Annotated in this window: 21 protein-coding genes; 2 read left to right on the top strand and 19 right to left on the bottom strand. The window is 53.9% G+C overall.

Annotated features, from left to right (window positions below):
• Nucleotides 1-200: 200 nt before the first annotated feature.
• From rfaD to GALF_RS05660, 19 genes are all read right to left on the bottom strand, one after another.
• Entirely contained in the window at nucleotides 201-1,202 is a 1,002-nt protein-coding gene (gene rfaD / locus GALF_RS05750) for an ADP-glyceromanno-heptose 6-epimerase (RefSeq protein ID WP_013293119.1), read from the bottom strand.
• Between the two features lie 98 nt (nucleotides 1,203-1,300).
• The gene (gene rfaE1, locus GALF_RS05745; RefSeq protein ID WP_013293118.1) at nucleotides 1,301-2,242 is read right to left on the bottom strand and encodes a D-glycero-beta-D-manno-heptose-7-phosphate kinase; all 942 of its coding nucleotides are present in this window, start codon (nucleotides 2,240-2,242) and stop codon (nucleotides 1,301-1,303) included.
• Nucleotides 2,242-2,940, bottom strand: a complete 699-nt coding sequence (gene pyrF / locus GALF_RS05740; protein WP_013293117.1) for an orotidine-5'-phosphate decarboxylase — start codon at nucleotides 2,938-2,940, stop codon at nucleotides 2,242-2,244. Before pyrF ends, rfaE1 begins: the two co-directional genes overlap by 1 nt.
• Nucleotides 2,937-4,112, bottom strand: coding sequence for a lipopolysaccharide assembly protein LapB (gene lapB / locus GALF_RS05735; RefSeq protein WP_013293116.1), 1,176 nt, complete (start codon nucleotides 4,110-4,112; stop codon nucleotides 2,937-2,939). Before lapB ends, pyrF begins: the two co-directional genes overlap by 4 nt.
• Before the next feature lie 48 nt (nucleotides 4,113-4,160).
• Complete coding sequence (locus tag GALF_RS05730; protein WP_013293115.1) at nucleotides 4,161-4,430, bottom strand: LapA family protein; 270 nt, start codon at nucleotides 4,428-4,430, stop codon at nucleotides 4,161-4,163.
• Nucleotides 4,431-4,517: 87 nt separating this feature from the next.
• On the bottom strand, nucleotides 4,518-4,799 hold the full coding sequence (locus tag GALF_RS05725) for an integration host factor subunit beta (protein ID WP_013293114.1): 282 nt from the start codon (nucleotides 4,797-4,799) through the stop codon (nucleotides 4,518-4,520).
• Nucleotides 4,800-4,814: 15 nt separating this feature from the next.
• Complete coding sequence (gene rpsA / locus GALF_RS05720; protein WP_013293113.1) at nucleotides 4,815-6,527, bottom strand: 30S ribosomal protein S1; 1,713 nt, start codon at nucleotides 6,525-6,527, stop codon at nucleotides 4,815-4,817.
• Between the two features lie 65 nt (nucleotides 6,528-6,592).
• Complete coding sequence (locus GALF_RS05715; RefSeq protein WP_013293112.1) at nucleotides 6,593-8,605, bottom strand: bifunctional 3-phosphoshikimate 1-carboxyvinyltransferase/cytidylate kinase; 2,013 nt, start codon at nucleotides 8,603-8,605, stop codon at nucleotides 6,593-6,595.
• Between the two features lie 49 nt (nucleotides 8,606-8,654).
• Nucleotides 8,655-9,518 carry a prephenate dehydrogenase gene (locus GALF_RS05710; protein WP_041938303.1) on the bottom strand — a complete coding sequence of 288 codons (864 nt, stop codon included), beginning with the start codon at nucleotides 9,516-9,518 and terminating at the stop codon, nucleotides 8,655-8,657.
• Between the two features lie 46 nt (nucleotides 9,519-9,564).
• Complete coding sequence (locus GALF_RS05705) at nucleotides 9,565-10,593, bottom strand: type IV pilus assembly protein FimV (RefSeq protein ID WP_013293110.1); 1,029 nt, start codon at nucleotides 10,591-10,593, stop codon at nucleotides 9,565-9,567.
• Between the two features lie 93 nt (nucleotides 10,594-10,686).
• Nucleotides 10,687-11,703: a 3-deoxy-7-phosphoheptulonate synthase gene (gene aroF / locus GALF_RS05700; protein ID WP_013293109.1), complete on the bottom strand. Its 1,017-nt coding sequence runs from the start codon at nucleotides 11,701-11,703 to the stop codon at nucleotides 10,687-10,689.
• Nucleotides 11,700-12,803, bottom strand: coding sequence for a histidinol-phosphate transaminase (gene hisC / locus GALF_RS05695; protein ID WP_013293108.1), 1,104 nt, complete (start codon nucleotides 12,801-12,803; stop codon nucleotides 11,700-11,702). The genes aroF and hisC overlap by 4 nt, the downstream gene beginning before the upstream one ends.
• Before the next feature lie 124 nt (nucleotides 12,804-12,927).
• Nucleotides 12,928-14,250, bottom strand: a complete 1,323-nt coding sequence (locus GALF_RS05690) for an IS701 family transposase (RefSeq protein WP_013292826.1) — start codon at nucleotides 14,248-14,250, stop codon at nucleotides 12,928-12,930.
• Between the two features lie 196 nt (nucleotides 14,251-14,446).
• Nucleotides 14,447-15,511 (bottom strand): prephenate dehydratase, encoded by a 1,065-nt coding sequence (gene pheA / locus GALF_RS05685; protein WP_013293107.1) that lies wholly within the window; start codon nucleotides 15,509-15,511, stop codon nucleotides 14,447-14,449.
• A gap of 4 nt (nucleotides 15,512-15,515) precedes the next feature.
• The gene (locus GALF_RS05680; protein ID WP_013293106.1) at nucleotides 15,516-16,700 is read right to left on the bottom strand and encodes a phosphoglycerate dehydrogenase; all 1,185 of its coding nucleotides are present in this window, start codon (nucleotides 16,698-16,700) and stop codon (nucleotides 15,516-15,518) included.
• Nucleotides 16,701-16,705: 5 nt separating this feature from the next.
• Entirely contained in the window at nucleotides 16,706-17,788 is a 1,083-nt protein-coding gene (gene serC / locus GALF_RS05675; protein ID WP_013293105.1) for a 3-phosphoserine/phosphohydroxythreonine transaminase, read from the bottom strand.
• A gap of 169 nt (nucleotides 17,789-17,957) precedes the next feature.
• The gene (gyrA, locus tag GALF_RS05670) at nucleotides 17,958-20,597 is read right to left on the bottom strand and encodes a DNA gyrase subunit A (RefSeq protein ID WP_013293104.1); all 2,640 of its coding nucleotides are present in this window, start codon (nucleotides 20,595-20,597) and stop codon (nucleotides 17,958-17,960) included.
• Between the two features lie 165 nt (nucleotides 20,598-20,762).
• On the bottom strand, nucleotides 20,763-21,080 hold the full coding sequence (locus GALF_RS15515; RefSeq protein ID WP_150102579.1) for a hypothetical protein: 318 nt from the start codon (nucleotides 21,078-21,080) through the stop codon (nucleotides 20,763-20,765).
• A 15-nt stretch (nucleotides 21,081-21,095) separates the two neighbouring features.
• Nucleotides 21,096-21,443 carry a hypothetical protein gene (locus tag GALF_RS05660; RefSeq protein WP_013293103.1) on the bottom strand — a complete coding sequence of 116 codons (348 nt, stop codon included), beginning with the start codon at nucleotides 21,441-21,443 and terminating at the stop codon, nucleotides 21,096-21,098.
• Between the two features lie 159 nt (nucleotides 21,444-21,602).
• On the opposite strand from GALF_RS05660, the gene map reads away from it, so the two are divergent.
• Both map and GALF_RS05650 read left to right on the top strand, forming a co-directional pair.
• Nucleotides 21,603-22,397 (top strand): type I methionyl aminopeptidase, encoded by a 795-nt coding sequence (gene map / locus GALF_RS05655; RefSeq protein WP_013293102.1) that lies wholly within the window; start codon nucleotides 21,603-21,605, stop codon nucleotides 22,395-22,397.
• Nucleotides 22,398-24,950 (top strand): [protein-PII] uridylyltransferase, encoded by a 2,553-nt coding sequence (locus GALF_RS05650; RefSeq protein WP_013293101.1) that lies wholly within the window; start codon nucleotides 22,398-22,400, stop codon nucleotides 24,948-24,950. It abuts the gene before it with no gap.
• Nucleotides 24,951-24,959: the final 9 nt, after the last annotated feature.

Genomic DNA, 24,959 nt, shown 5'->3' with positions numbered 1-24,959 from the left:
AATATCTGCCGGGAGCAGATGCCTTGAATACTTAAAAATCATTAACAACCAATGTGCTAAAAATAAATTCGCAGTGCCAAAACCGCATTGGCCAGACTATTTTAGGGTTGGGATATTATTGAAAATCTGCGGATAGCTATATCGGCAAAGGCTCACATCAGATAAGCCCTTGCCAGCCATTTCTAATTCATCTACCTGAATCAACCTTGTGTAGCGCTCAACATCTGACCGACATAACGCCCCACGCCCTCTTCCACAGACAAAAACGGCTCCGTATAGCCTGTGCCGCGCAGTGCTGTAATATCGGCTTGCGTAAAACTCTGATACTTACCGCGCAGCGCATCCGGAAACGGAATGTAGCTGATCAAGCCTTGCTCATGCAGCGCTTCAAGGCTCAGCACGGGCGCACCTGTAGCTGCACGCAAGGTGTTAATAGTGGCGACTGCCACATCATTGAAGCTCTGCGCCTGTCCGGTTCCCAGATTATAAATACCGGATTTTTCCGGATGGTCGAGGAAATACATATTCACCTTGACCACGTCTTCGATTGAGACAAAATCGCGCAACTGCCCGCCATTCCCATAGCCGTCACAGCCCTCAAACAGTTTCACCCGTCCTTCTGCGCGATATTGATTAACGAAGTGAAACGCAACCGACGCCATCCGCCCCTTATGCTGTTCACGTGCACCATAGACGTTGAAATAGCGCAGACCGACCACTTGCGCCGTGCTCTTAGCCAAGCGGCGACGTAGAATCTGATCGAACAAAAATTTTGAATACGCGTAGACGTTTAACGGCGATTCAAATTCCCGACTTTCGCGAAACACGCTCCCGCCCCCGTAAACCGAAGCGGATGATGCATACAGGAAGGGAATTTCCTCCGCCTGGCAGTAATTCAACAACTCCAGCGTGTACTGGTAATTATTGTCCATCATGTAGCGGCCGTCGGATTCCATGGTATCGGAACACGCCCCTTGATGAAGAACGGCTTTTACCAGCCCGTCAAAAAAGCCTTCCTGAATTTTTTTCCGGAAGGTTTCCTTATCCATAAAGTCGGCGATCTCGCAATCGACCAGATTTCTGAATTTATCCGCTTTCGCCAGATTATCCACCGCGATGATGTTGCGCTCACCACGTTCATTCAGCGCTTTGACGAGATTCGAACCGATAAAACCGGCGGCGCCTGTGACGATGTAATACATAGCTTCTCCTTATTTAGGATCGAGGAATTAGGATTGAGGATTGAGTGAGGAACAGGGCCGTGCGGTTTTACTCAATCCTGCATCCTTCATCCCCAATCCTAGCCTTCCATGTCTTTAACAATTTCTTCACGGCTCACCACCGCCGTACCCAGCTTGCCGACGACAATACCCGCGGCACGGTTAGCGATGCGCATCGCATCGGGGAGATCCGCACCGGCCGCCAGCATCACCGCCAGTGTCGCGATCACCGTGTCTCCTGCGCCGCTCACATCGAAGACTTCCCGCGTGTGTGTCGGTTCATGCTGGACATCATCCGCCCGGTACAAGCTCATACCGTCTTCACTGCGCGTGACCAGCAGGGCATCGAGCTGCAAATTAGCGCGTAACGACTGAGCTTTCACATTTAACTCAGCCTCATCGCGCCAGCCGCCCGCCACCTGACGAAATTCGCTGCGATTGGGCGTGAGCAAGGTAGCGCCCTGATAACGCGCATAATCCTCGCCCTTAGGATCGACCAGCACGGGTTTGCCTGCATCCCGCGCCATTTGGATCATTTGTGCGATATGCGCCAGCCCGCCTTTGCCGTAATCGGACAAAATCACGACATCCGCCAGCGGCAACTGGACGCGATAATCCTCCAGCGCGGCATTCAACACTTCATGGCTGGGCGGCGTTTCAAAATCGATGCGCAGCAACTGCTGCTGCTGAGCAATGGCACGCAGTTTGATGATGGTCGAAACGCTGGGATCACGATGCAACAGCGCGGTCAAATTGCCATGCTGACCTAGCAGCTTTTCAAGACATAAACCGGCTTCATCGTTCCCAACCACAGATAACAGCGTCGCCTCGGCCCCCAAGGCTGCAATATTACGGGCGACGTTGGCCGCACCACCAGGACGTTCATCGACACGATTGACTTTCAGCACCGGCACCGGCGCCTCGGGCGAGATGCGATGCACATCCCCGAACCAGTAGCGATCGAGCATCACATCGCCTACCACCAGAATGCGACAACCTGCAAATACGGGCAGCGCGCTCATCACAGCCCTCTGATCTGACTGTTAATATCGAGCAGTGCCTGCAATGGATCAACCGCACGCGTAATAGGACGCCCGATGACCAGATAGCTGGATCCCGCCATCAACGCCTCTTCCGGCGTCATCACACGCGACTGATCGTCCAAACTCGCCTCCAGCGGACGTATGCCCGGGGTCACCAGCGAAAATTTACTGCCGCAGTGACGCCGCAGCAGCGCCGTTTCCATGGCGGAACACACCACCCCGTCCAAGCCCGAATCCTGAGCCAGCTTGGCCAGTCTCAACACCATTTCGCCCGGTGTCGCATTGATGCCAAGATCGCTGATATCCTGCTGATTCATGCTGGTCAACAGCGTGACGGCAATCAGTTTTGGCGGCTGAGCACAGGTCGATACGGCAAGCTGCGCCGCCTCCAGCATTTTTCGCCCTCCTAACGCATGCACATTGATCATCCAGACACCCAGAGAGGCCGCCGCCTTACACGCCTGCGCCGTCGTGTTCGGAATATCGTGAAATTTCAGATCGAGAAATATCTCGAACCCGCTTTTCATCAATTTCTCAAGCAGCGCGGGGCCTGTTGCGGTAAATAGCTCTTTACCGACCTTAAGCCGGCATAATTCAGGGGACAAACGGTGCGCCAGTGCCAGGGCCGGTGCCGCGCCCGGATAATCCAGGGCTACAATAATTTTTGGATCGCTCATAACGGTTTACCACTTTCCTCATCGCGCCTAGGCGCATAACTATCCCAAGCCTGACAGGCCGGGCAATGCCAATAAAATTTTCTGGCTTTAAAACCGCAATGACCGCAATGGTACATCGCCAGATTTCGGGTGCGTTTATGCACCAGATCCTTGATCATCTCGACGTCAGCACGTCGATCCAGCGGCACTTCCAGCAAGCGCGCCTCCAGCAGTTTATCGAGCCCCAACAGGGTCGGGTTACGCTCCAGCTCATCGCGCACTAATTGATAAGCCGACGCTGCCGTTTCATACTTGAGCATGCCATCGAAGACCACATTCAGCATATCGATAGAATGGTATTTAGTCAGATACTCGCGCAAGACACGTATGCCCTCGGCTTCGCGATCAATCGTGGCGTAGGCGTTTAGCAGCCGTTCGGCGACCAGTTGCAGATACTGCGCGTCCTGCGACTCGATTCCCTGCCAGATCGCAATGGCCTGTTCCACATGCCCCTCTGCACTGACCATATCGCCCAGCATGATCGTTGCCCGCACGCTGACAGGACACACCTCAAGGGCCAGCCGCAAATGGTCGCGCGCAGCGGTCAGATTGCCGGCTGTAATTTCATCGTTTGCCAGCTCGCAATAAAAGAAAGCCGATAGTTTGCTGTAGGAAGTACCGGACACGACGGACAATTGTTGAGCTGCCGTAATCGCTTTGAGCCAGTCGTGCTCCTTCTGAAAAAGCTCAAGCAAAAATTCCAGCGCAGGTTTTGCATAGGAAGTCTTTTTCAGTTCGCCGAACAGACGTTCAGCGCGGTCCAGTATTCCGGCCTTAAGATAATCCTGCGCGAGTTCAAACACAGCCTGCTGGCGCTTGTCGTCATCCAGATCGGCGCGGTCAACCAGATTGTGATGCATCCGCAAGGCGCGATCGACTTCACCGCGACGGCGGAACAGACTACCTAGCGCGAAGTGCAATTCAACCGTGTGCGGATCGATTTTGACCACTTCGATAAAGGACTCAATGGCCTTATCCTGCTGCTCGTTGAGCAGAAAATTCAAGCCCTGAAAATACGATTCCGGCAGCGCCGTTGACTCGGAGAGCAGGTCCTTAATATCCAGACGCGCCGCCCACCATCCCATGCCAAAAAACAGCGGGAAAATGAGCAGCATCCACGGTTCAAATTCCATTAAACACTCACAAAAATTCGATTAAATACAGCAAAGAAAAATATCTGTTTACAACGAACTACTATTCAATTTTTTCAAATCGCTGATCTCGCGCTTCAGCCGTAAAAGTTCTCGCCGCTGACGAAACCAGATACCCAGCGTCGCGAGTATGCCCAACGCCGCGCCTACCGCAAAAAACAACAACAATACGATGACCAGCGTTGACTGCCACAGATAGCCAAAAAAATAATGCAGGGTCACCGGCTGACTGTTCTTAAGCGCAAATCCCAGCAGAACCATGAATAAAAAAATCTGAAAAAGCCAGCTTATATAACGCATTTGGTTGACCTCGAAGAATCTGGCTAAAGATAGCATAAAAAAGGCGGTGATATCTCATCACCGCCTCTTTAAAATCCACCTTTATGATCAGGCTTTGCCTACACGCTCTCTAAGATCCTTACCTGCCTTAAAGTGCGGCACATACTTAGCCGGCACCCCTACCTTATCGCCTGTCTTGGGATTTCTCCCCTGACGCGGCGGCCGGTAGTTCAGACCGAAGCTGCCGAAGCCGCGAATCTCAACACGCCCGCCACGCGACAGCGTAGAGGACAGTGCATCGAGTATCACTTTAACGGCCATCTCGGCATCCTTGGCTAACAGCTGCGGATGCAGTTCGGCAAGCCTTGCGATCAAATCAGAACGAGTCATGCAATTCTCCCGAACTTAGGCTTCAGTCTTGCCACTCATCTTGGCTTTGAGCAACGCGCCGAGATTGGTTGTACCGGCATTAGCGCTGCTGTCAGCTGACAGTTTTTGCATTGCAGCTGAATCTTCTGCCTTGCTCAACGCCTTAACCGACAAACTGATTCCACGATTCTTGCGGTCAACGCTGATGATCATCGCCTTAACGGTATCGCCTTCTTTCAGATGTGTGCGGATGTCTTCAACACGGTCAACTGAAACTTCAGAGGCCTTCAGGTAAGCTTCAACATCGCCAGGCAATGTCACAACAGCACCCTTAGCATCAACGGATTTAACCACGCCGTTAACGATAGCACCCTTTTCATTGGTCGCTGCGAAACCGCCGAATGGATCACCTTCCATTTGCTTGATGCCCAAGGAAATGCGCTCACGCTCAACATCGATCGCCAGAACAACGGCTTCAACTTCATCACCCTTCTTGAAGTTGCGTACCATTTCTTCGCCAGGCTGAGACCATGACAAATCAGACAGATGTACCAGACCGTCGATGTCGCCATCCAGACCGATAAACACGCCGAAGTCAGTGATCGACTTGATCTGGCCGCGAACTTTGTCACCCTTCTTGTGGTTGATCGCGAAATCATCCCAAGGATTTGAATGACATTGCTTCATGCCTAAAGAGATACGACGACGCTGTTCGTCGATTTCCAGGATCATCACTTCAACTTCGTCGCCAACTTGAACGACCTTAGAAGGATGAACGTTCTTGTTCGTCCAATCCATTTCGGAAACGTGTACCAGACCTTCGATACCTTGTTCGATTTCAACGAATGAACCGTAGTCGGTCAGGTTAGTCACCTTACCGAACAGACGCGTACCTTGAGGGTAGCGACGTGCCAGACCATTCCATGGATCGTCGCCCATTTGCTTGATACCCAATGAAACGCGATTCTTTTCTTGATCGAATTTCAGGATCTTCGCTTCGATTTCATCGCCAACCGTCAAGACTTCTGAAGGATGCTTAACACGACGCCATGCCAGATCGGTGATATGCAACAGACCATCGATACCACCCAGATCAACGAATGCGCCGTAGTCCGTGATATTCTTAACCACGCCCTTAACGATTGCGCCTTCTTTCAGATTTTCCATCACGGATTCACGGTCAGCGCCCATCGTTGCTTCCAGCACAGCGCGGCGGGAAACCACCACGTTGTTGCGGCGACGATCCAGCTTGATAACCTTGAATTCCATGGTCTTGTTTTCGTACGGTGTCGTATCCTTGACCGGACGGATGTCAACCAGCGAGCCCGGCAGGAACGCGCGGATGCCGTTAACCATAGCGGTGAGACCGCCCTTAACCTTACCGCTGACGAAGCCTTCAACGATCTTGCCTTCTTCCATGGCGATCTCAAGATCGTGCCATGCAGCCAGACGCTTCGCTTTTTCGCGTGACAGCTTTGTTTCGCCGTAGCCGTTTTCCAGTGATTCGATTGCAACGGTAACGAAGTCACCGGCAGCCACTTCCATTTCGCCCTTGTCGTTCAGGAATTCCTCAACAGGAATCCAGCTCTCGGACTTAAGGCCTGCGTTTACAACCACAACGTTGTGGTCAATACGCACAACTTGTGCGGTAATCAGTTCGCCTGCGCGCATTTCTTTGCGCGTCAAACTTTCTTCAAACATTGCGGCGAAACTATCGGGGTTCATTGCTGCGTCTGCGGTTGCGTTCATCGAATACACCTAAAGATTTTTCTGTTTGCACAGAGGTTAGTTAAAAACCCTAAGAACGGAGAGTCCTAAGGGGCCTTGCATTGGTAACCATTCAGCACAAACTTAACCGCCTGATCAACATCAAGCGTCGTGGTATCGAGCAGACTGGCGTCCGGGTACTGTTGCAGGGGAGCCGCACTACGCTGCGTATCGCGTTCGTCGCGCGCCCTTATATCCTGCAAGAGATCCGCGATTTTAGCATCCATCCCTTTCTCTTTCAACTGCTTATAACGTCTTTCGGCACGAATCTGGGCGGAAGCCGTCAAAAATATTTTGAGTGTCGCATCCGGAAACACCACCGAGCCCATGTCGCGACCATCGGTCACCAGCCCCGGCGCTTTCCTGAAATCACGCTGCTTGGCAAGTAGTGCAGCGCGAACCTGATGCAATGCGGCCACTTTAGACGCACCCGCCGCACAGGCTTCGCCACGCAACTCATCACCTACCGGCGCGCCGTCGAGCCAGATTTGCTCACCCTTAAAAACAATGTCCATGCGGGATGCCAACCCGGCCAGCGCGACTTCATCGTCGAGCGCCACGCCGTCACGCATGGCCGCGGTTGCAAGCAAACGGTACAGCGCACCACTATCGAGATAATGAAAGCCGAGTTCGTTTGCAACACGCTGCGCGACCGTCCCCTTGCCTGAGGCGGAAGGTCCGTCGATGGCAATCACAGGGACGCTCTGCGTAACCTTAGCAAACTCCGTGAAATAATCCGGAAAGGTCTTGGCGACACAGCGAGGATCGTTGATCCGTATCGCATTACCAAATGCCGCCAGCGAAAAACACATCGCCATGCGGTGATCGTCATAAGTATCTATGCCTGCGGCAGGATTGAGAATCGAGGATTGAGGATTGAGGATTGAAGCAGCACTGCGGTTTTCACTCACTCCTAGCTCCTCGCTGCTCAATCCTGTAATTCTGATGTAGTCCGCGCCCTCTTCGACCAGCGCGCCCACTTTGCGCAGCTCGGTTGCCATCGCATGAATGCGGTCCGTTTCTTTCACACGCCAGCTGGCGATATTGCGCAACGTCGTCGTGCCGTTGGCAAACAAGGCGGCCACCGCCAGCGTCATCGCCGCATCGGGAATATGATTGCAGTCAAGATCAATCGCCTGCAACTTGCCGTTAACCGGTGCACGCGCCTCGATCCAGTTATCCCCCATTTCAATTTGCGCGCCCATCTTCGCCAATTCACCGGCAAAACGCACATCGCCCTGAATACTGCCGCGACCAACGCCTTCCACGCGTACCGGCCCGCCGCCGATCGCACCGGCAGCCAGAAAATAGGAAGCACTCGAGGCGTCCCCTTCCACATAGATCTCGCCGGGCGCGACATAGCGACTGCCGGCCGCAACGGTAAAACTTTTCCAGCCGTCGCGCAGCACCACAATGCCAAAGCGCGCCATCATCGCCAGTGTAATTTCAATGTAGGGTTTCGAGATCAATTCGCCGATCACTTCAACCGTCACCGTTCGGCCTAACAATGGCAGCGCCATCAGCAGCGCCGTCAAAAACTGACTCGACACATCCCCGCGCACTGATACGCTTGCCGCACCAGAAAGCGTTGCGGGTTTAATCTGCAACGGTGGAAAACCGTCATTAGCCAGATAGGCGATGTCAGCACCCAAGCCGCGCAGCGCATCCACCAGATCACCGATCGGGCGTTCATGCATACGCGCGACCCCTGACAAAGTGTAACTGCCGCCCGAGAGTGCAAGTGCTGCGGTCAGCGGACGAAACGCCGTACCGGCATTCCCCAGAAACAACTCAGCGTTTTTAACCGGAAAGTCTCCCCCGCAACCGGTCACTTTATAGGCGTTATTGCCCAGCGATTCAACCGTTACGCCCAGCGTCTGCAAACCTTCCAGCATCCGATCCGTGTCGTCCGAACGCAACAAGTCGCGCACAATCGTGGTGCCACCCGATAGCGCTGCGAGCAACAAGACACGGTTGGAAATACTCTTTGAACCCGGCAGGCGCACGCTACCACGGGCTGACAACAAAGGAGGAAGATTAATAAATTCGCTAGGGTTCATGTTGCGCTTTCAAGATGGGAGCCTTGCCGCTAGTAGCAAGGACAGATATTTATTGCTGCGTCCAGTTACCGCGCACTTCGCGAGCGAGGCTAAAAATTTCCTGCAGTTGATTCGCATCCCCTGCTGCCAGCGCCTGATGAATGACATCCAACTCCTGCATATAGCTAGCCAGTTCACCCAGCAGCGCATCTCGATTGGCAATGCAGATGTCGCGCCACATTTCAGGAGAACTGGCCGCGATACGGGTAAAGTCACGAAAACCGCTGGCCGCAAAAGATAACAACTGGTCGCGGTTGTCGCGTTGCGCCAGATCGTGCACCAGCGCAAACGACAGCAGATGCGGCAGATGACTCACCGCCGCGAACACCTCGTCGTGTTGCTGCGCCGTCAGACTGCTCACCACGGCACCGCACAATTCCCATGCATGACGCACGCGGGCGATCGCTTCCGGAGAATTTTCAGGGAGCGGAGTCAGAACGACTTTTTTTCCGATATATAAATCGGCCTTTGCCGCCGCAGCACCGCTTTGTTCAGCACCCGCAATCGGATGCGCGGGAACAAACTGCGAGGCCCTATCACCCATATTTGCATAAGCTGCCGCGACCACGTCGCCTTTGGTGCTGCCGCCATCGGTGACCCGCGTATAAACCCCCAGATGCGGCGCAATCTGCGCCATCAATGCCGCCATTTGTCCGACTGGCGTTGCCAGCAGCACCAAATCCGCATCAGACACGTCAGCTGCAACGTCCTGCCCGATCCGGTCGATAATACCCAACTGGCGAGCCTGCTCAAGAGTTGCCTGACTACGCCCGAAACCGACCACCTCGCCCACGACACCTGCGCGCCGCAACGCCAGCGCAAACGAGCCGCCGATCAGTCCAACCCCAAAAATCACCACCTTGTTGTATTTCATCGTTGTTCTACCGAAACCGAGCGGGCCAACCGTCATCACGGACAGTTCACCACTTAGGCTTAATAAATGCGCCCGTTAAATCCAGCGACTTTATTTCACTGAGCGTAGCAGGAGAAATCGCCTCTTGCCGGTCAGGAGCTCCCCTCGGACTGAGATTCAACTGTTTCATTTTCATGAACATCCAGACGATCGCGGCCGCAAGCACACCGACCACAGCCAGCAGTATCCAGGTGAGCATACCGGGCACATTGGCAGATACCGGCGCTGTAACCTGCACAACGGCAGGAACCGCACTCACCGGCGCTGCGCCCGCCTGACTCTTCAAGCGGATGACCTCTTTTAACAAGCCGATATGCTTTTCAAGCAAAATAATTTGCGCCTCGATTTCACCGTTTTCCTTTTGCAGCGCATGAATATCGTCCGCGTATTCGCCCAGCTTTTTGATTTGCAGGCGATTCTCAACCGGCTTGGGTGAAGCAGGGATTGCCTTAACGACTACATCAGACAGCGGTTTAGCTGGCGATTTGACTTTGAGCGGTTCAGCCTTAACGAGCTTAACGGGTTTTACCACTTCAACCGCTTGAATGCCCGTCTCAATGACTTTTCCGCCGACAATGCCATACTGACCGCGCGACAACCCCGCATCGACATCCGCAGTAGGCGGCACATCCGGACTTACACCAAATTCAGGCAAAAATTCAAAGCTGTTGTAAACAGCGCCGCCGGCATTCGATGTCGTCTTGATCAAAATATGATAAAACAACTCATCGCTACGCCCCCCGCTGACCTTCAGATAATACTGCCCGTCAGACTGCCGCTTGACTGTAAAATTCAGCTTCGCTTCATATAACGACTCGCAGCCATTTGGACTGCTGCCGATAATTGAGGCACGGCATTCCGTCCCCTTCACCTGTGAAAAACTAACGTCGGGGCTATATTCGCCGATCAGCGCAACACGGGCAGAAAACGGTTCGCCGATGCGATTCAAAATCTGCCCTTCGCCCAGCGACAGGGCTGACGCTGACGTCGATGCCAGCATAACTAATAACGCACAGCCCAATTTTCTCAGTTGCATAATTCCTCTTTGTTGTTAAACGTGATGACATACGTACAAGCCAGCTACGATAACATCACTCGTTTACATGAGGCTGTCAGCGCGGGGGAACGATTAAAGTGTGCGTCCGATTGCACCGGCAATCGCACCCAGCGTTCCCATCAGCTTCTTCAGTTCATCCGGGGTCAATGCCTGATCGGCATCGCACCATGCATCGCATGGACTCGGATGCATCTCTACCAGTAATCCATCGGCACCGGCTGCAATCGCCGCTTGCGACAACGCCGCCACCATCCATGCCTTACCGCCTGCATGAGAAGGATCGACGATGACCGGCAAGTGGGTTTCCTTCTTCAAAACAGGAATCGCTGTCACATCGAGCACATTGCGGTAGTAGGTTTCAAAGGTACGAATGCCGCGTTCGCAGAAGATAATATTGTGATTACCGCCCGCCGCAATGTATTCCGCCGCCATCAACCATTCGGAAATGGTCGCCGACATGCCGCGCTTCAGAATAACTGGCTTATTGATACGACCGACTTCTTTGAGCAGATCAAAGTTCTGCATATTGCGCGTGCCAATCTGAATCACGTCCACATCGTATTCCATAAAGGTATCGAGCTGACGCGCATCCATCAATTCGGTGACGATAGGCAATTTATACTGACTTGCCGCTTTGCGGAACATGTCCAGACCTTCCGCGCCATGCCCCTGAAACGCATAAGGGCTGGTACGCGGCTTGAACGCGCCGCCGCGCATCAGACGGCAACCAGCTTCGGCCACATATTTGGCGGACAAATCCATCTGCTCCTGCGTTTCGACCGAACACGGGCCTGCGATCACCTGAATCTGGTTGCCGCCCAATTGAACGCCGCCGATATCGACGATGGTATTTTCGCGATGCGACTCGCGGGAAACGATTTTGTACTGCTTTGTCACGTGCATCGCCGATTCAACGCCCGGCAACGGGGTGAACATTTCTTCATTGAGCTTGCGCTCGTCACCGATTGCACCAATCACAGTGCGCTCAATACCGCGCGAAATATTGGCCTTCAGCCCTGCTGTTTCAAGCCGTTTTACAACGGTGCCGATTTGTTCGTCAGTAACATCCCTACCCATTACGATGATCATGCTGTTTCTCCGAGTATCTGCTTCAATGCAGATAAAAATTTACAATTTTGTGATTCAAGACCGATGCTCACACGCAAATAGTCCTTCATTCCGTAATTACCGATGGGGCGCACAATGACACCCAACTCCAGTAAGCGTCGGTAAATCCATGCGGCATTGACGATATGAAAACTGATGAAATTGCCAAAGGAAGGAATATAGTCCAGCCCCAGCTTGCTCAACCCCTCTGAGAGCTGCGCCATGCCGCGCAGGTTCAGATCAAAGGTGCGCCTGACAAACTCGGCATCCTCTAAAGCCGCCACAGCGGCAGCCTGCGCCATACTGCTGACATTGAACGGCTGACGCACGCGATTGAGCATGTCGATCACTTGCGGATTGCCCAGCGCATAGCCGACGCGCAAACTTGCCAGCCCATAAGCCTTTGAAAAAGTTCTTGAAATCAAAAGATTAGGGAATTCAGCCAGCCAGCTTACACTGTCGTAGCGGCAATTTTCAGGCAGATATTCGTTATAAGCTTCATCGAGCACCACTAAAATAGTTGCCGGCAAGGCACGCATAAACGTCAGCAATTCGTCGCCCGCGAGGAACGTGCCGGTGGGATTATTCGGATTGGCGATAAAGATCAGCTTAGCGCCCTGCGCAACCGCCGCCCTGCGCATGGCATCAAGATCATGCCCGTACGCTTTAGCCGCCACGCTGATACCGGTCGCACCCACGGCCTGCGTCGCCAGCGGATAAACAGCAAAGGCGTGATCCGAATAAACAGCCTTATCACCCACGGCAAGAAATGCGCACGCGGCCAACTCCAGCAGGTCATTGGAACCGTTACCCAGCACGAGCTGATCTAACGTCACGCCGTAGCGCGCAACCAGTGCGGCTTTGACCGCATAACCGTTGCCATCGGGATACAGACTGATTTCCTCAAGCGCCGCACGCGCTGCAGCCACCGCTTTAGGACTCGCGCCCAGCGGATTCTCGTTGGAAGCCAGCTTAACGATGTCCGTCACGCCCAATTCGCGCTCCAGCTCGGAAATGGGTTTGCCGGGCTGATAGGGCGCAATGGCGCGTATATAACTTGGTGCCAGTTCAGAATAGTTCATACCAACCATCTTCTATATTGTTCTCAACTTTAGACTCTCAGCCCTCATCCTTGCGTCACCGGAGCGGTGGCACAATTGAGGCTGAATTGGTTAAGACGCTTGCTGTCTGCTGCTGACAGCGGTGCTACACCCGCAATCTTGGGTCGCCGCGCTGTTCCGGGAAGGTGAATATCCCGGACTTCCGGTTGAATCCATCTCTGAAAGCAAGTCCGGTAAATTCCATCCGTAGCCACTGCGCCACCAAGCCGCCCGTTAGCGGTTGTTTGTCGCGCCACGGTGCCACAACGTTGATCGGGAAGGACTCTTCCGCGACCAAGCTCAATAACTGAACCAGCGTCCACGCCGTCGAACGAATCTGCATCCATAGTTCCAATACGGTGCGTTTTTGCTGCCACAGATTGTTCACGCCCCACCAGCGTTTCAGGTTGTGAAACAACGGTTCGATGCCCCAGCGCCGTGCGTACAATCGCAAGACTTCTTCGGCACTTAACTCGGTTTCGCTTGCCAACAGCAAACGCGCTTTTGACCAACTCTGTTTGTCCGTATCGTAGAACGAACACCACACGGCGCGCACCGGTGCGCCTTTGAGGAAGCGCGCCAGCGCGACCACGGAGCGCAGACGAATCAACTGCTCCTTGCCATACAACGTCAGTTTCACTTCGCTTACCGGCAAAGCCAGGATCGCATCGGGCGTCATTTTTATCCCGTACTTTCTGGGTCGTCCACGTCCCGCCTTGTCCAATACGACGGGCGGCAAGAATAGCGCTGTGTCGCGACGTGCCTGACCGATGACTCGCATCCTTCGGGCCAGCAGCGGCAATACCAGTCGCGCACGCATGAACCAGGCATCGAATAATATTCGCACAGGCTTGCCCTTCATCACCGGAGCCAGTCCGCGCACCAAGGACAACGCGATGGTGAGCTTGTTGCGGTTCCCGCTGACCGGCACTAGACGTGACACGATGGGCAACACATATTTGTGTCCCGCACTGCCCAAAACACTGACACCCAAAGTCACCCAACATTGCGCCAGTACATATTGCGTCTGATTGGCCTTCTTGGCGTGATCGTGCCGAATCGTGCTGCCCGGTGCGTTTTCTGATTGGCGCAGAATCAGCGTGTCGTCGATCACTAGATTGAGTATTTCCATCGGCAGCGCCTGCGCGACCACCTCGAACAACGCGTGAGCCAAACGCAGCGTCCTCAGACTGCCGCGCTCCAGCAGCTTGTAATACGTCGTCCAATGTTTGCGACGGGTAATGGCGCTGATCGCGCGCGTCACCCAGCCTTCCGGGGAAATCAGGCAACCGCACAGCAGTTCGACGAAGGTGGCGCGTGAACGCAATGGAACGGCGGTGAGTAGATGAGTAATCCAATTCGACAGGCAAAGACGAACAGTTTGAGCGTAGGGCATGGGGAACAAAACGAGGAGTAAAAAACGCCTCATTGGTCGCCGCCCTACACACGACAAACACCCTCGCGTGTAGGGCGGCGACCGCGCGAACCGTTCTTTCTGTCAAGTGTTCTTTGCTCATTTTATGAATATTTTTACGTCCAAAATCTCTGTTTTGCTACCGCTTTAATGCCCGCTGTTCTGATGCTGAATGTCTAAACTTGAGTATATTGTTAAAAACAGCGAAAACTCAAACAGCGAGCGGATAAGAGCCCAGTATCTTCATAAACGCGGCGGATTGTTTGAGTTCAGCCAATGCCAATACGACTTTTTCATCGGTCTGATGCCCTTCAATATCCACATAAAATACATATTCCCACAAACCCGAACGCGACGGGCGCGACTCGAATTTGGTCATACTGACGTCATATTTTGCAAGCGAGGCGAGCAGATCGTGCACCGCACCAGGCCGGTTGGTAGCGGACAGCACCATCGAGGTCTTATCCTCACCCGATGCGGCTACCTGCTGCTTTCCCAGCACCAAAAAACGTGTGGTATTGCGTGCATCGTCCTCGATGTTTTCCACACAGACATTCAGACCGAAATGGCCCGCGGCCTGAGCACCGGCAATCGCCGCGCAATTGACATGCCCCGCAGCCAGTCTTGCCGCTTCGGCATTGCTGGACACCGGGATGCGCGCTGCAGCGGGAAGATTCACATTCAGCCACCCCTGACACTGACCAAGAGACTGCGGGTGCGAATACACGCTTTGAATCTGGCTCACGTCACACTGCTGTGCCAGCAAGCATTGATGTATCGGCAACATCACTTCACCGCAAACTTGCAGGGTACTTTGCAGCAGCAAATCCAGCGTGCGACCGATAGCGCCTTCGGTTGAATTTTCTACCGGCACGACACCGTATTGAACCTCACCGCTCTCCACCGCACGAAACACGTCATCAATTGTGGCGCACGACACACCTTGCACCGCGCTGCCAAAACGTTTCAAAGCCGCCGCCTCGGTAAATGTGCCCTCAGGCCCCAGATACGCCACAGACAACGGCGCTTCCAGCGCACGGCATTGCGACATCACTTCGGTAAACAGGGCCGCAATCGCTACGTTGCTCAGCGGCCCCTGATTTGCATCCTGCAACCGGCGCAGCACCTGTGCCTCGCGCTCGGGGCGCAACACCACACCGCCTTCTTTGAGATGCCCGATCTGCTGCGCTAAGGCTGCGCGCTGATTTACAATCTTTAACAACGCTTCATCCAGCGCGTCAATCTGCTCACGACATTGTTTTAATTTATCACTCATATTTTTATTCTGACAAAGGCAAACAACGCACCATCAAGACCCCTTGAATAGCTTCAATTTGTGCGATCAGCTGGGGCGGCACCGGCGAGTCGGTATCGACCAACGTGTACGCCATTTCACCGCGCGATTTATTCATCATCGTGTGGATATTGATCCCCGCCCCCGCCAGCGCGGAAGAAATCTGCCCCAGCATATTCGGCACATTGGCATTGGCAACCGCCAGTCGGTGTGCTGATTCACGCGGCATAATCAGCGTTGGAAAATTAACCGTATTGGCAATATTGCCGTGCTCCAGATAGTCGCGCACCTGATCCACCACCATCACGGCACAGTTCTCTTCCGCCTCTTCGGTCGAGGCGCCAAGATGCGGCAGTGTTACCACCCCCGCCTGTCCCTGCAAGGTTTGCGACGGAAAATCGCAGACATAACCGCGCAAGTGTTTCTCATGCAACCCTGCCAGCACAGCATCGCTATCCACAATCGCATCGCGCGAAAAGTTCAGCAGCACGCTGCCCGACTTCATCGCTTTGACCCGCGATGCATCGATTAAACCCCTTGTTGCATCAAGCAGCGGCACATGCAGCGTGACGAAATCGCTATGACGCAGCAACTCTTCTATGCTTTGCGCCTTTTTGACTTGTGACGACAGACTCCATGCCCCTTCCACGGTGATCTCCGGATCGTAACCCTGTACCCGCATCCCCAGCGCCAGTGCCGTATCGGCCACCTGCCGGCCAATCGCACCCAACCCTATAACACCGAGGGTACGACCGCGCAATTCAATCCCGGCAAAATGCTTCTTGCCGTCTTCGACCAGTTTGTGAACAGTCGCATCGTCACCTGCCAACCCTGCGACAAACTGCAATGCCGGCACAATATTGCGGGCGGACAACAACATACCCGCGATCACCAATTCCTTGACCGCATTAGCGTTAGCCCCGGCCGCATTAAACACCGGAATGCCGCGCGCGCTCATCTTTGCAACCGGCACATTGTTGGTACCGGCACCGGCTCGTGCAATCGCCTTCACACTGGCAGGAATCTCCATGTCGTGCATGACTTGCGAGCGCACCAGTATTGCATCGGGCAGATCCACGTCACTCGCAACTTGATAGGACTCGGCAGGAAAACGCTTAAGCCCTTGAGCCGATATCTTGTTGAGGGTCAGAATACGGTATGGATTAGCCATTTTAATTAACCGTTATTTGCGGCAAACTCATTCATGAACTCAACCAGCGCAGCTACCCCTGCCAGCGGCATCGCATTGTAGATCGAGGCGCGCATCCCGCCTACCGAGCGATGGCCCTTCAGTTGCAGCAGTCCGCGCGCTTCGGCCTGTTTCACAAACGCGCCATCCAGCGCTGCATCTTTCAGCGTGAAAGGAATATTCATACGCGAACGATTATCAATGGCGACCGGACAGTTATAAAAACCGTTGCTGGCATCAATGGCTGCGTACAAGAGATTCGCCTTGGCAATATTGGTCTGCTCCATCGCCGCAATCCCGCCGTTACGCTTGAGCATCTTGAACACCAGTCCTGCGATGTAAATGCCATAGGTCGGCGGCGTGTTGTACATCGAGTCATTGTCCGCATGCGTTTTGTAATCGAGCATGGTCGGCGTACCCGCCACGACTTCCCCGATCAAATCTTCCCGCACGATGACGATCGTCAAACCGGCAGGGCCGATATTCTTTTGCGCACCGGCGTAGATCAGGCCGTATTTCGACACATCGATAGGACGCGACAGGATGCAGGATGACATATCAGCGACCAGCGGCACGGAACCCGCGTCAGGCAGCCAGTTGAATTCGACGCCGCCGATCGTTTCATTCGGGGTGAAGTGCAGGTAAGCCGCATCCGCATCGCAGCGCCATGCCGAGAAATCAGGCACGTAGGAAAAATTTTTATCGGCGCTCGTGGCAACCACATTCACCGCGCCATATTTTTTGGCTTCGGAAATCGCCTTTTTAGACCATTCGCCGGTATTGAGATAATCCGCTGATGCCTTGCCGCGCAACAGATTCATCGGAATCATCGCAAACTGCTGTGATGCACCGCCTTGCAAAAACAACACTTTGTAGTTAGCCGGAATCGCCATCAACTCGCGCAAGTCGGCTTCGGCTTCAGCCGCAATGCCCATAAACTCTTTGCCGCGATGCGACATTTCCATCACCGACATCCCGCTTCCATGCCAGTCAAGCATTTCGGCCTGAGCCTGTTGCAACACTTCTTTCGGCAATACTGCGGGACCTGCGCTAAAGTTGTAGATAGTCATTGCTGTGATCACTCCAAAGTATTTAGTAAAAAAGCAAAAGGATCGAGAAGTCAGGATCGAGAAAAACCAGTGCGCCGCTTTTACCTCAATCTTTCGCGCAATAACTTGGGGCATAGCCCCTTAGTTATGCGGAGAAGACCCTTGCGGTCTTGATCCTAACGGTTATACCTCAATCCTCAGTTCCTGATTCCTGTTCTTCCTGCCCGTCAATCACATTACCAGAATCTTCAATCCCGGATCCTGAATCCAACTCTTCCAGTTCTTCTTCGTCAGATTCTGCAATCCGGCTCAAACCCGCCAGTCGTTCGCCTTTTTCCAGATTCATCAGCGTCACGCCCTGGGTCGTGCGTCCCATTTCACGAATCTCCCGAACTCGGGTACGAATCAGCACACCATTTGTGCCTATCATCATAATTTCGTCTTCAGGATTCACTAAAGTTGCCGCAACGACTTTGCCATTCCGTTCGGATGTCTGAATCGCAATCATGCCTTGCGTACCGCGTCCGTGGCGGGTGTATTCACCCACCGGTGTGCGCTTACCATAACCGTTCTCGGTTGCAGTCAATACGCTCTGCTGTTCATTCTCAGCCACCAACATAGAAATAACCTGTTGATTTTCATGCAGCTTCATTCCTCTAACACCGCGAGAAGCACGACCTGTTTCACGCACATCAGCCTCGTCGAAACGCACCGCCTTACCACTATTGGAGAACAGCATCACATCGTGATGACCATCCGTAATCGCGACACCGATCAGGTAATCGTCTTCATCCAGATTGATCGCGATAATACCGCGCTTCATCGGACGCGAGAAATCCGTCAGCGTCGTCTTCTTCACCGTGCCATTGGCCGTTGCGAAGAACACATACTTGTCTTCGGCAAACTCAGTCACCGGCAAGATCGCATTGATTTTTTCGCCCTCTTCCAGCGGCAGCAGGTTCACGATCGGCTTGCCGCGCGCACCGGAACTGCCCTGAGGCACGTCATAGACTTTCATCCAATAGACGCGCCCCTTGTTGGAGAAGCACAGAATGAAATTATGGGTATTGGCAACGAACAGGTTATCGATAAAGTCATCATCCTTGTTTCGTGTCGCCTGACGACCACGACCACCGCGCTTCTGCGCCTGATAGTCATCCATCTTCTGCGCCTTCATGTAGCCACCATGCGACAGCGTGACCACCACGTCCTCCGGCGGAATCAAATCTTCCATGCTCATGTCATGGGTGTGCGTGACAATCTCACTGCGGCGCTTGTCGCCGAACTGCGTTTTCACCGCCACCAGCTCATCGCCGATGATGGCCGTGACGCGCTCTGGTTTCGCCAGAATATCGAGCAGATCGGCAATCTTATCCATCACCTCGCGATATTCGCCGATGATTTTGTCCTGTTCCATACCGGTCAGACGTTGCAAACGCAATTCCAGAATCGCCTGAGCCTGCGCATCCGACAAATGATAGAAACGCGCATTGTCCGCCACAATCAAGCCGAACTGGGGCGCCAGCCCGTCAGGACGAGATGCGTCGCTCACACGACTTAACATATCTTCGACCAGTTCTGAGCGCCAGCTCTTCGCCATCAGTTCACGCTTGGCGTCACTGGGTGCGGGAGCCGCCTTGATCAGCGCGATAATCTCATCGACATTAGAGAGCGCGACAGCAAGTCCTTCGAGCACATGACCACGCTCGCGCGCCTTGCGCAATTCAAAAATCGTGCGGCGCGTGACCACTTCACGGCGATGGCGCAAAAAGGCGTCCATCACCTGTTTCAGATTCAGCAGCCTTGGCTGCCCATCGACAATCGCTACCATATTGATGCCGAAGCTGTCCTGCATCTGCGTGTCTTTGTACAGCTTATTGAGCAGCACATCGGCATTCTCGCCGCGTTTGAGTTCAATCACCGCACGCATACCAGACTTATCGGACTCGTCGCGAATTTCGGAGATTCCTTCCAGACGCTTCTCGCGCACCATCTCACCGATTTTCATCAGCAGATTGGCCTTGTTCACCTGATACGGCAGCTCATCGATAATAATCGCCTGACGCTCACCTTTGCCGATATCCTCAAAGTGACAGCGCGCACGCATAATCACGCGACCGCGGCCGGTGCGATAACCTTCTTTAACGCCTGCCAAACCGTAGATAAAACCCGCCGTCGGAAAATCCGGCGCCGGAACATATTCGATCAGTTCCTCGATATCCATTTCAGGATTTTTGAGCAATGCAAGACACGCATCGATCACTTCGGTCATGTTGTGCGGCGGAATATTGGTCGCCATGCCCACCGCAATACCGGAAGAACCATTGACCAGCAGATTCGGAAAACGCGCGGGGAACACCAGCGGCTCATGTTCAGAACCATCATAGTTAGGCCCGAAATCGACGGTCTCTTTATCCAGATCAGCGAGCAGCTCATGCGCGATCTTGGCCATACGAATTTCGGTGTAACGCATCGCCGCCGCGTTATCACCGTCCACAGACCCGAAGTTACCCTGACCGTCCACCAGCATATAGCGCAAGGAGAACGGCTGAGCCATACGAACGATGGTGTCATATACGGCGGTGTCGCCGTGTGGATGATACTTACCGATCACGTCACCGACGATACGCGCCGACTTCTTGTAGGCACGATTCCAGTCGTTCGACAACTCGTGCATCGCAAACAGCACGCGGCGATGCACAGGCTTCAAGCCATCGCGCACATCAGGCAGCGCGCGTCCGACAATGACGCTCATCGCATAGTCCAGATAGGACTTGCGCATTTCTTCTTCGAGACTGACCGGCAGGGTTTCTTTAGCGAATTGTTCCATGTGTATTTGTGTGATTATGAATGCTAAAAAACAGCTCGCAAGTTTACCACAGCAGGCGCGTCACTATCCAGCTTTCCATTGCCAACTTACCCGATACATCCCTATCTTACGCACGTAAAAAAGGCACGTTTCCGTGCCTTTTTTATTATGTTGCTGCCTGACGAATCAGTCGCGCCGATCACCTCGATCACCTCGATCACCTCGATCACCTCGATCACCTCGATCCGACCGATAGTCATCACTGCCTGAATTCCGCTCACGCTCAGCCGGTCGATCAGCGCGACTGGCATCGCTACCGAGAATAACCCCCGCAGCAGATCCTAGCGCACCACCAATAACTGAACCCGCACGACCACCCAGATCATATCCAACCGTCGCGCCCGCAGCGCCACCGATCGCACCGCCCACAACAGCGCCACCTTGCGGATTATTCGCACAGGCGGTCAACGACAGCAACAAAACAACGACGTTCAATCTCATCATTTTTGACGAACCAGCTTAGTCATCACGACCGCGACCTCTGTCACCCCGATCGCCCCTGTCGCCCCTGTCGCCCCGATCACCATGATGCTCGTGATGTTCATGACGCTCACGCTTATACTCCGACTCACCGCGACGCGGCGGAGCCTGATGCTGCACGGCATTCGAATTGCTACTACCCACAGCAGCCCCCGTACCACCGCCAATGGCAGCGCCCAGAATAGCGCCGTTCTTGCCGCCAATATTTTGACCGACTGCCGCGCCCGCTGCGCCACCCAGTGCACCACCCAAAACCGCCCCCGCATCAACCGCCATGGCAGTGCCGCTGACAGCAAGCAACAAAAGAACTGCTAATGATTTTTTCATATTGCCTCTAAATATTGAGAACTATCCAAATTAACGCGCTGCCCGTCGAACTCGACAAACAGCGCTTTTCGAAACAGGCGCAAGTTTAAATCCTAATGGCATTTGTCGGGAATCTTTTTCTCATGCTATCCTCATGCACCTTTAAAATCCTAAATCAACATGTCAGTTTCCATTAAAACGCCACAGGAAATCGAAAAAATGCGCATCGCCGGTCGCCTGACCAGCGAAGTGCTCGATTACATCGCCCCCTTCGTCAAGGCTGGCGTCACAACAAACGAGCTGGACAAGTTGTGCCACGACCTGATCGTCAATGTGCAGCAGGCCATACCCGCCCCGCTCAACTATGCACCCGGCGGCCACAGCCCTTACCCTAAATCTATCTGTACCTCCATCAATCACCAGATCTGCCACGGCGTACCGAGCGACAAGGTGCTGAAAAACGGCGACATCGTCAACCTCGACATCACGGTCATCAAAGACGGCTACCACGGCGACAGCAGCCGCATGTTTTATATCGGCGAACCCTCTATTCAGGCGCGTCGCCTGTGCGAGACCACCTATGCCTCGATGTGGCGCGGCATCCGTGTCGTCAAAGCAGGCGCCTATCTGGGCGATATCGGACACGCCATCCAGAGCTATGTGGAACCGCTGGGCTACAGCGTGGTACGTGAATTCTGCGGCCACGGCATCGGTGCCAAATTTCATGAAGACCCGCAAGTATTGCATTACGGCCGCCCAAAAAGCGGACTGAAGCTGGAAGCGGGCATGGTATTCACCATCGAACCGATGATCAATGCGGGCAAAAAGGACATCAAACAACTGGGAGACGGCTGGACCGTCGTTACCCGCGATCACAGCCTCTCAGCCCAGTTTGAACACACCATACTGGTCACTGAAACAGGGTTCGAAGTACTCACCGTATCTGATGGTTGCCCGGCCCCGACGCCGCTGTAAATGAAAGTTGCAGCACCCCAACCCGACATCAGTGCACTGCGCGAATCCCTGCGCCGTGACCGCGGCCTGCTTGAGCAGGATTTTTTAGCGCAGGGCAAAGCCGCACGTCTGCTCAGCGCACACAGCAAACTCATTGATCATTACTTGCGCATGATCTGGCAACAATTAGCCATGCCGCCCACGCATACACTGATTGCCGTCGGCGGCTACGGCAGAGGCGAGCTGTACCCGAAATCCGATATTGATCTGCTGATACTGCTCGATCAAGAGCCTGATGACGCACTGCAACAGCAACTGCACGAACTGATCGCACTGCTGTGGGATATTGGACTCGAGGTCGGTCACAGCATACGCACTATCGCACAATGCCTCGTCGAATCAGGCGACATTACGGTACAAACGAATTTGCTCGAAGCACGCCTTTTATGCGGCAATGCACTGCTGTTCGACAGTCTGTGCAACAAGGTACAACAGCATCTCGACCCGCTGGCGTTTTTTACCGCCAAGTTACATGAACAAAAGCTGCGTCACGTACGCTTTGACGATACCGACTTCAATCTGGAACCCAATCTCAAGGAGAGTCCGGGCGGCTTGCGAGATTTGCAAACGGTGACATGGATCAGCCGCGCTGCCGGACTTGGCACGCACTGGCCTGAACTGGCCGAAGCCGGACTGATCAGCAAGTCCGAAGCACGCCAGATTGCACGCCATGATGCACTGCTGCAAACCCTACGCACCCGACTGCACTATCTCGCCCGCCGCCGAGAAGATCGGCTGTTGTTCGACTTTCAAACATCACTGGCAAGTCAGATGGGCATTGAAACGTCGCTGAACCGACGCGCCAGCGAACACCTGATGCAGCGCTACTATCGCACCAAACTGGCGGTGCGCCAATTCAATACCATCGTGCTGCAAAATCTGCACGATCACCTGTTCCGTGTAACCCCCCCGCGTCACGCACTCAACGAGCGGTTTCGCATCATCGGCGATCTGCTGGAAATACGGGACGAGCAGCTGTTTGAACATACGCCCGAGGCCATTTTCGAGCTATTTTTAATCCTGCAAAAAAATCCTGAACTAACTGACATTACGGCAACAACGCTGCGCGCTTTGTGGCGTGCGCAATTTCATATCGATGCAAAATTTCGCCGCGATCCGCTGAACCGCGCACGTTTCATGGAAATCTTACGCCAACCCGAAGGCGTTAACCACGCACTGCGCCGCATGCGACAATACGGCATACTGGGGCGCTACCTTCCCGCTTTCGGTCGCATCATCGGCCAGATGCAACATGACTTGTTTCACGTCTACACCGTCGATGAGCACATCCTGATGGTGGTGCGCAACCTGCGCCGCTTCGCGCTGCCCAAGCACCAGCAGGAGTTGCCGCTGTGCAATAAGCTGATGGGGGAATTTGCCCGTCCTGAAGTGCTGTATATCGCAGGCCTGTTCCACGACATTGCCAAGGGACGCGGGGGCGATCATGCCCAACTGGGGAAAAAGGATGCACGGCTGTTTTGCAGCCATCATCAGCTCAGCCGCGATGATAGCGATTTGATCGTCTGGCTGGTGGCTCAACATCTCACCTTATCCGCTGTCGCGCAAAAACAGGATTTAGCTGACCCCGAAGTCATCGCAGCTTTTGCCGAACAGATCAAAAATGACCGCTATCTGGTCGCGCTGTATCTGCTGACGGTTGCCGACGTAAAAGGGACCAGCCCCAAGGTCTGGAACGCATGGAAAGCAAAGCTGATGGAAGACCTGTTCCAGCTGACACGGCGCTACATGAAAGAAGGGGCTGCGACCAATCACTTAGATGCAATACGCGAACAGGCGGCCGCAACGCTGAATTTATACGCGCTCACCCCCGCTTCCTACCAACTGCTTTGGGCGCAACTGGACGACAGCTATTTTCTCGATCACGAAGCACAGGAAATCGCCTGGCACAGCCGCTTGCTGGCCTTTCGGGCCAACACCACCACCCCGATCGTTAAAACCCGGCTGAGCCGCGCAGGAACAGGCTTGCAGGTTATGGTGTACTGTCCCGATCAACGCTGGCTGTTCGCGCGCATTTGCGCGTTTTTCTCACGACTGAATTACACCATCGTAGAAGCAAAAATACACACCACTCAGCATGGCTACGCGCTCAATAGCTTTCAGATTATGGAAGTCTGTCGCAGCGACCTGAACTACCGCGACCTGATGCACTACATCGAATTCGAACTGACTGAAAAAATCGTACAGGGAAAACCGGTTGAGACTATTGCAAGCGGACGAATGAGTCGTCAGCTTAAACACTTCCCCATCCATACGAAAGTAAATCTTGAGCAGGACAAACGTGGCATGCATATCCTGTCCCTGATCGCAGGAGACAGGCCGGGGTTGCTTGCGCGCATCGCCCAAATTTTGGACCGGCACGACCTGCGACTGCACCGTGCCAAGATCAACACACTAGGCAGCCGGGCAGAAGACGTGTTCTGGATCAGCGGTCAAATGCTGGATGATCCTGTCATCAGCAGCGCTTTTCTTAACGAACTCCTGGAAAAAATATAACGCGGCCTG

Origin of the sequence: Gallionella capsiferriformans ES-2 (assembly GCF_000145255.1) — a bacterium.
In the GTDB taxonomy this organism is placed as follows: Bacteria; Pseudomonadota; Gammaproteobacteria; order Burkholderiales; family Gallionellaceae; genus Gallionella; species Gallionella capsiferriformans.
This window is presented reverse-complemented; position numbering and strand designations above follow the sequence as displayed.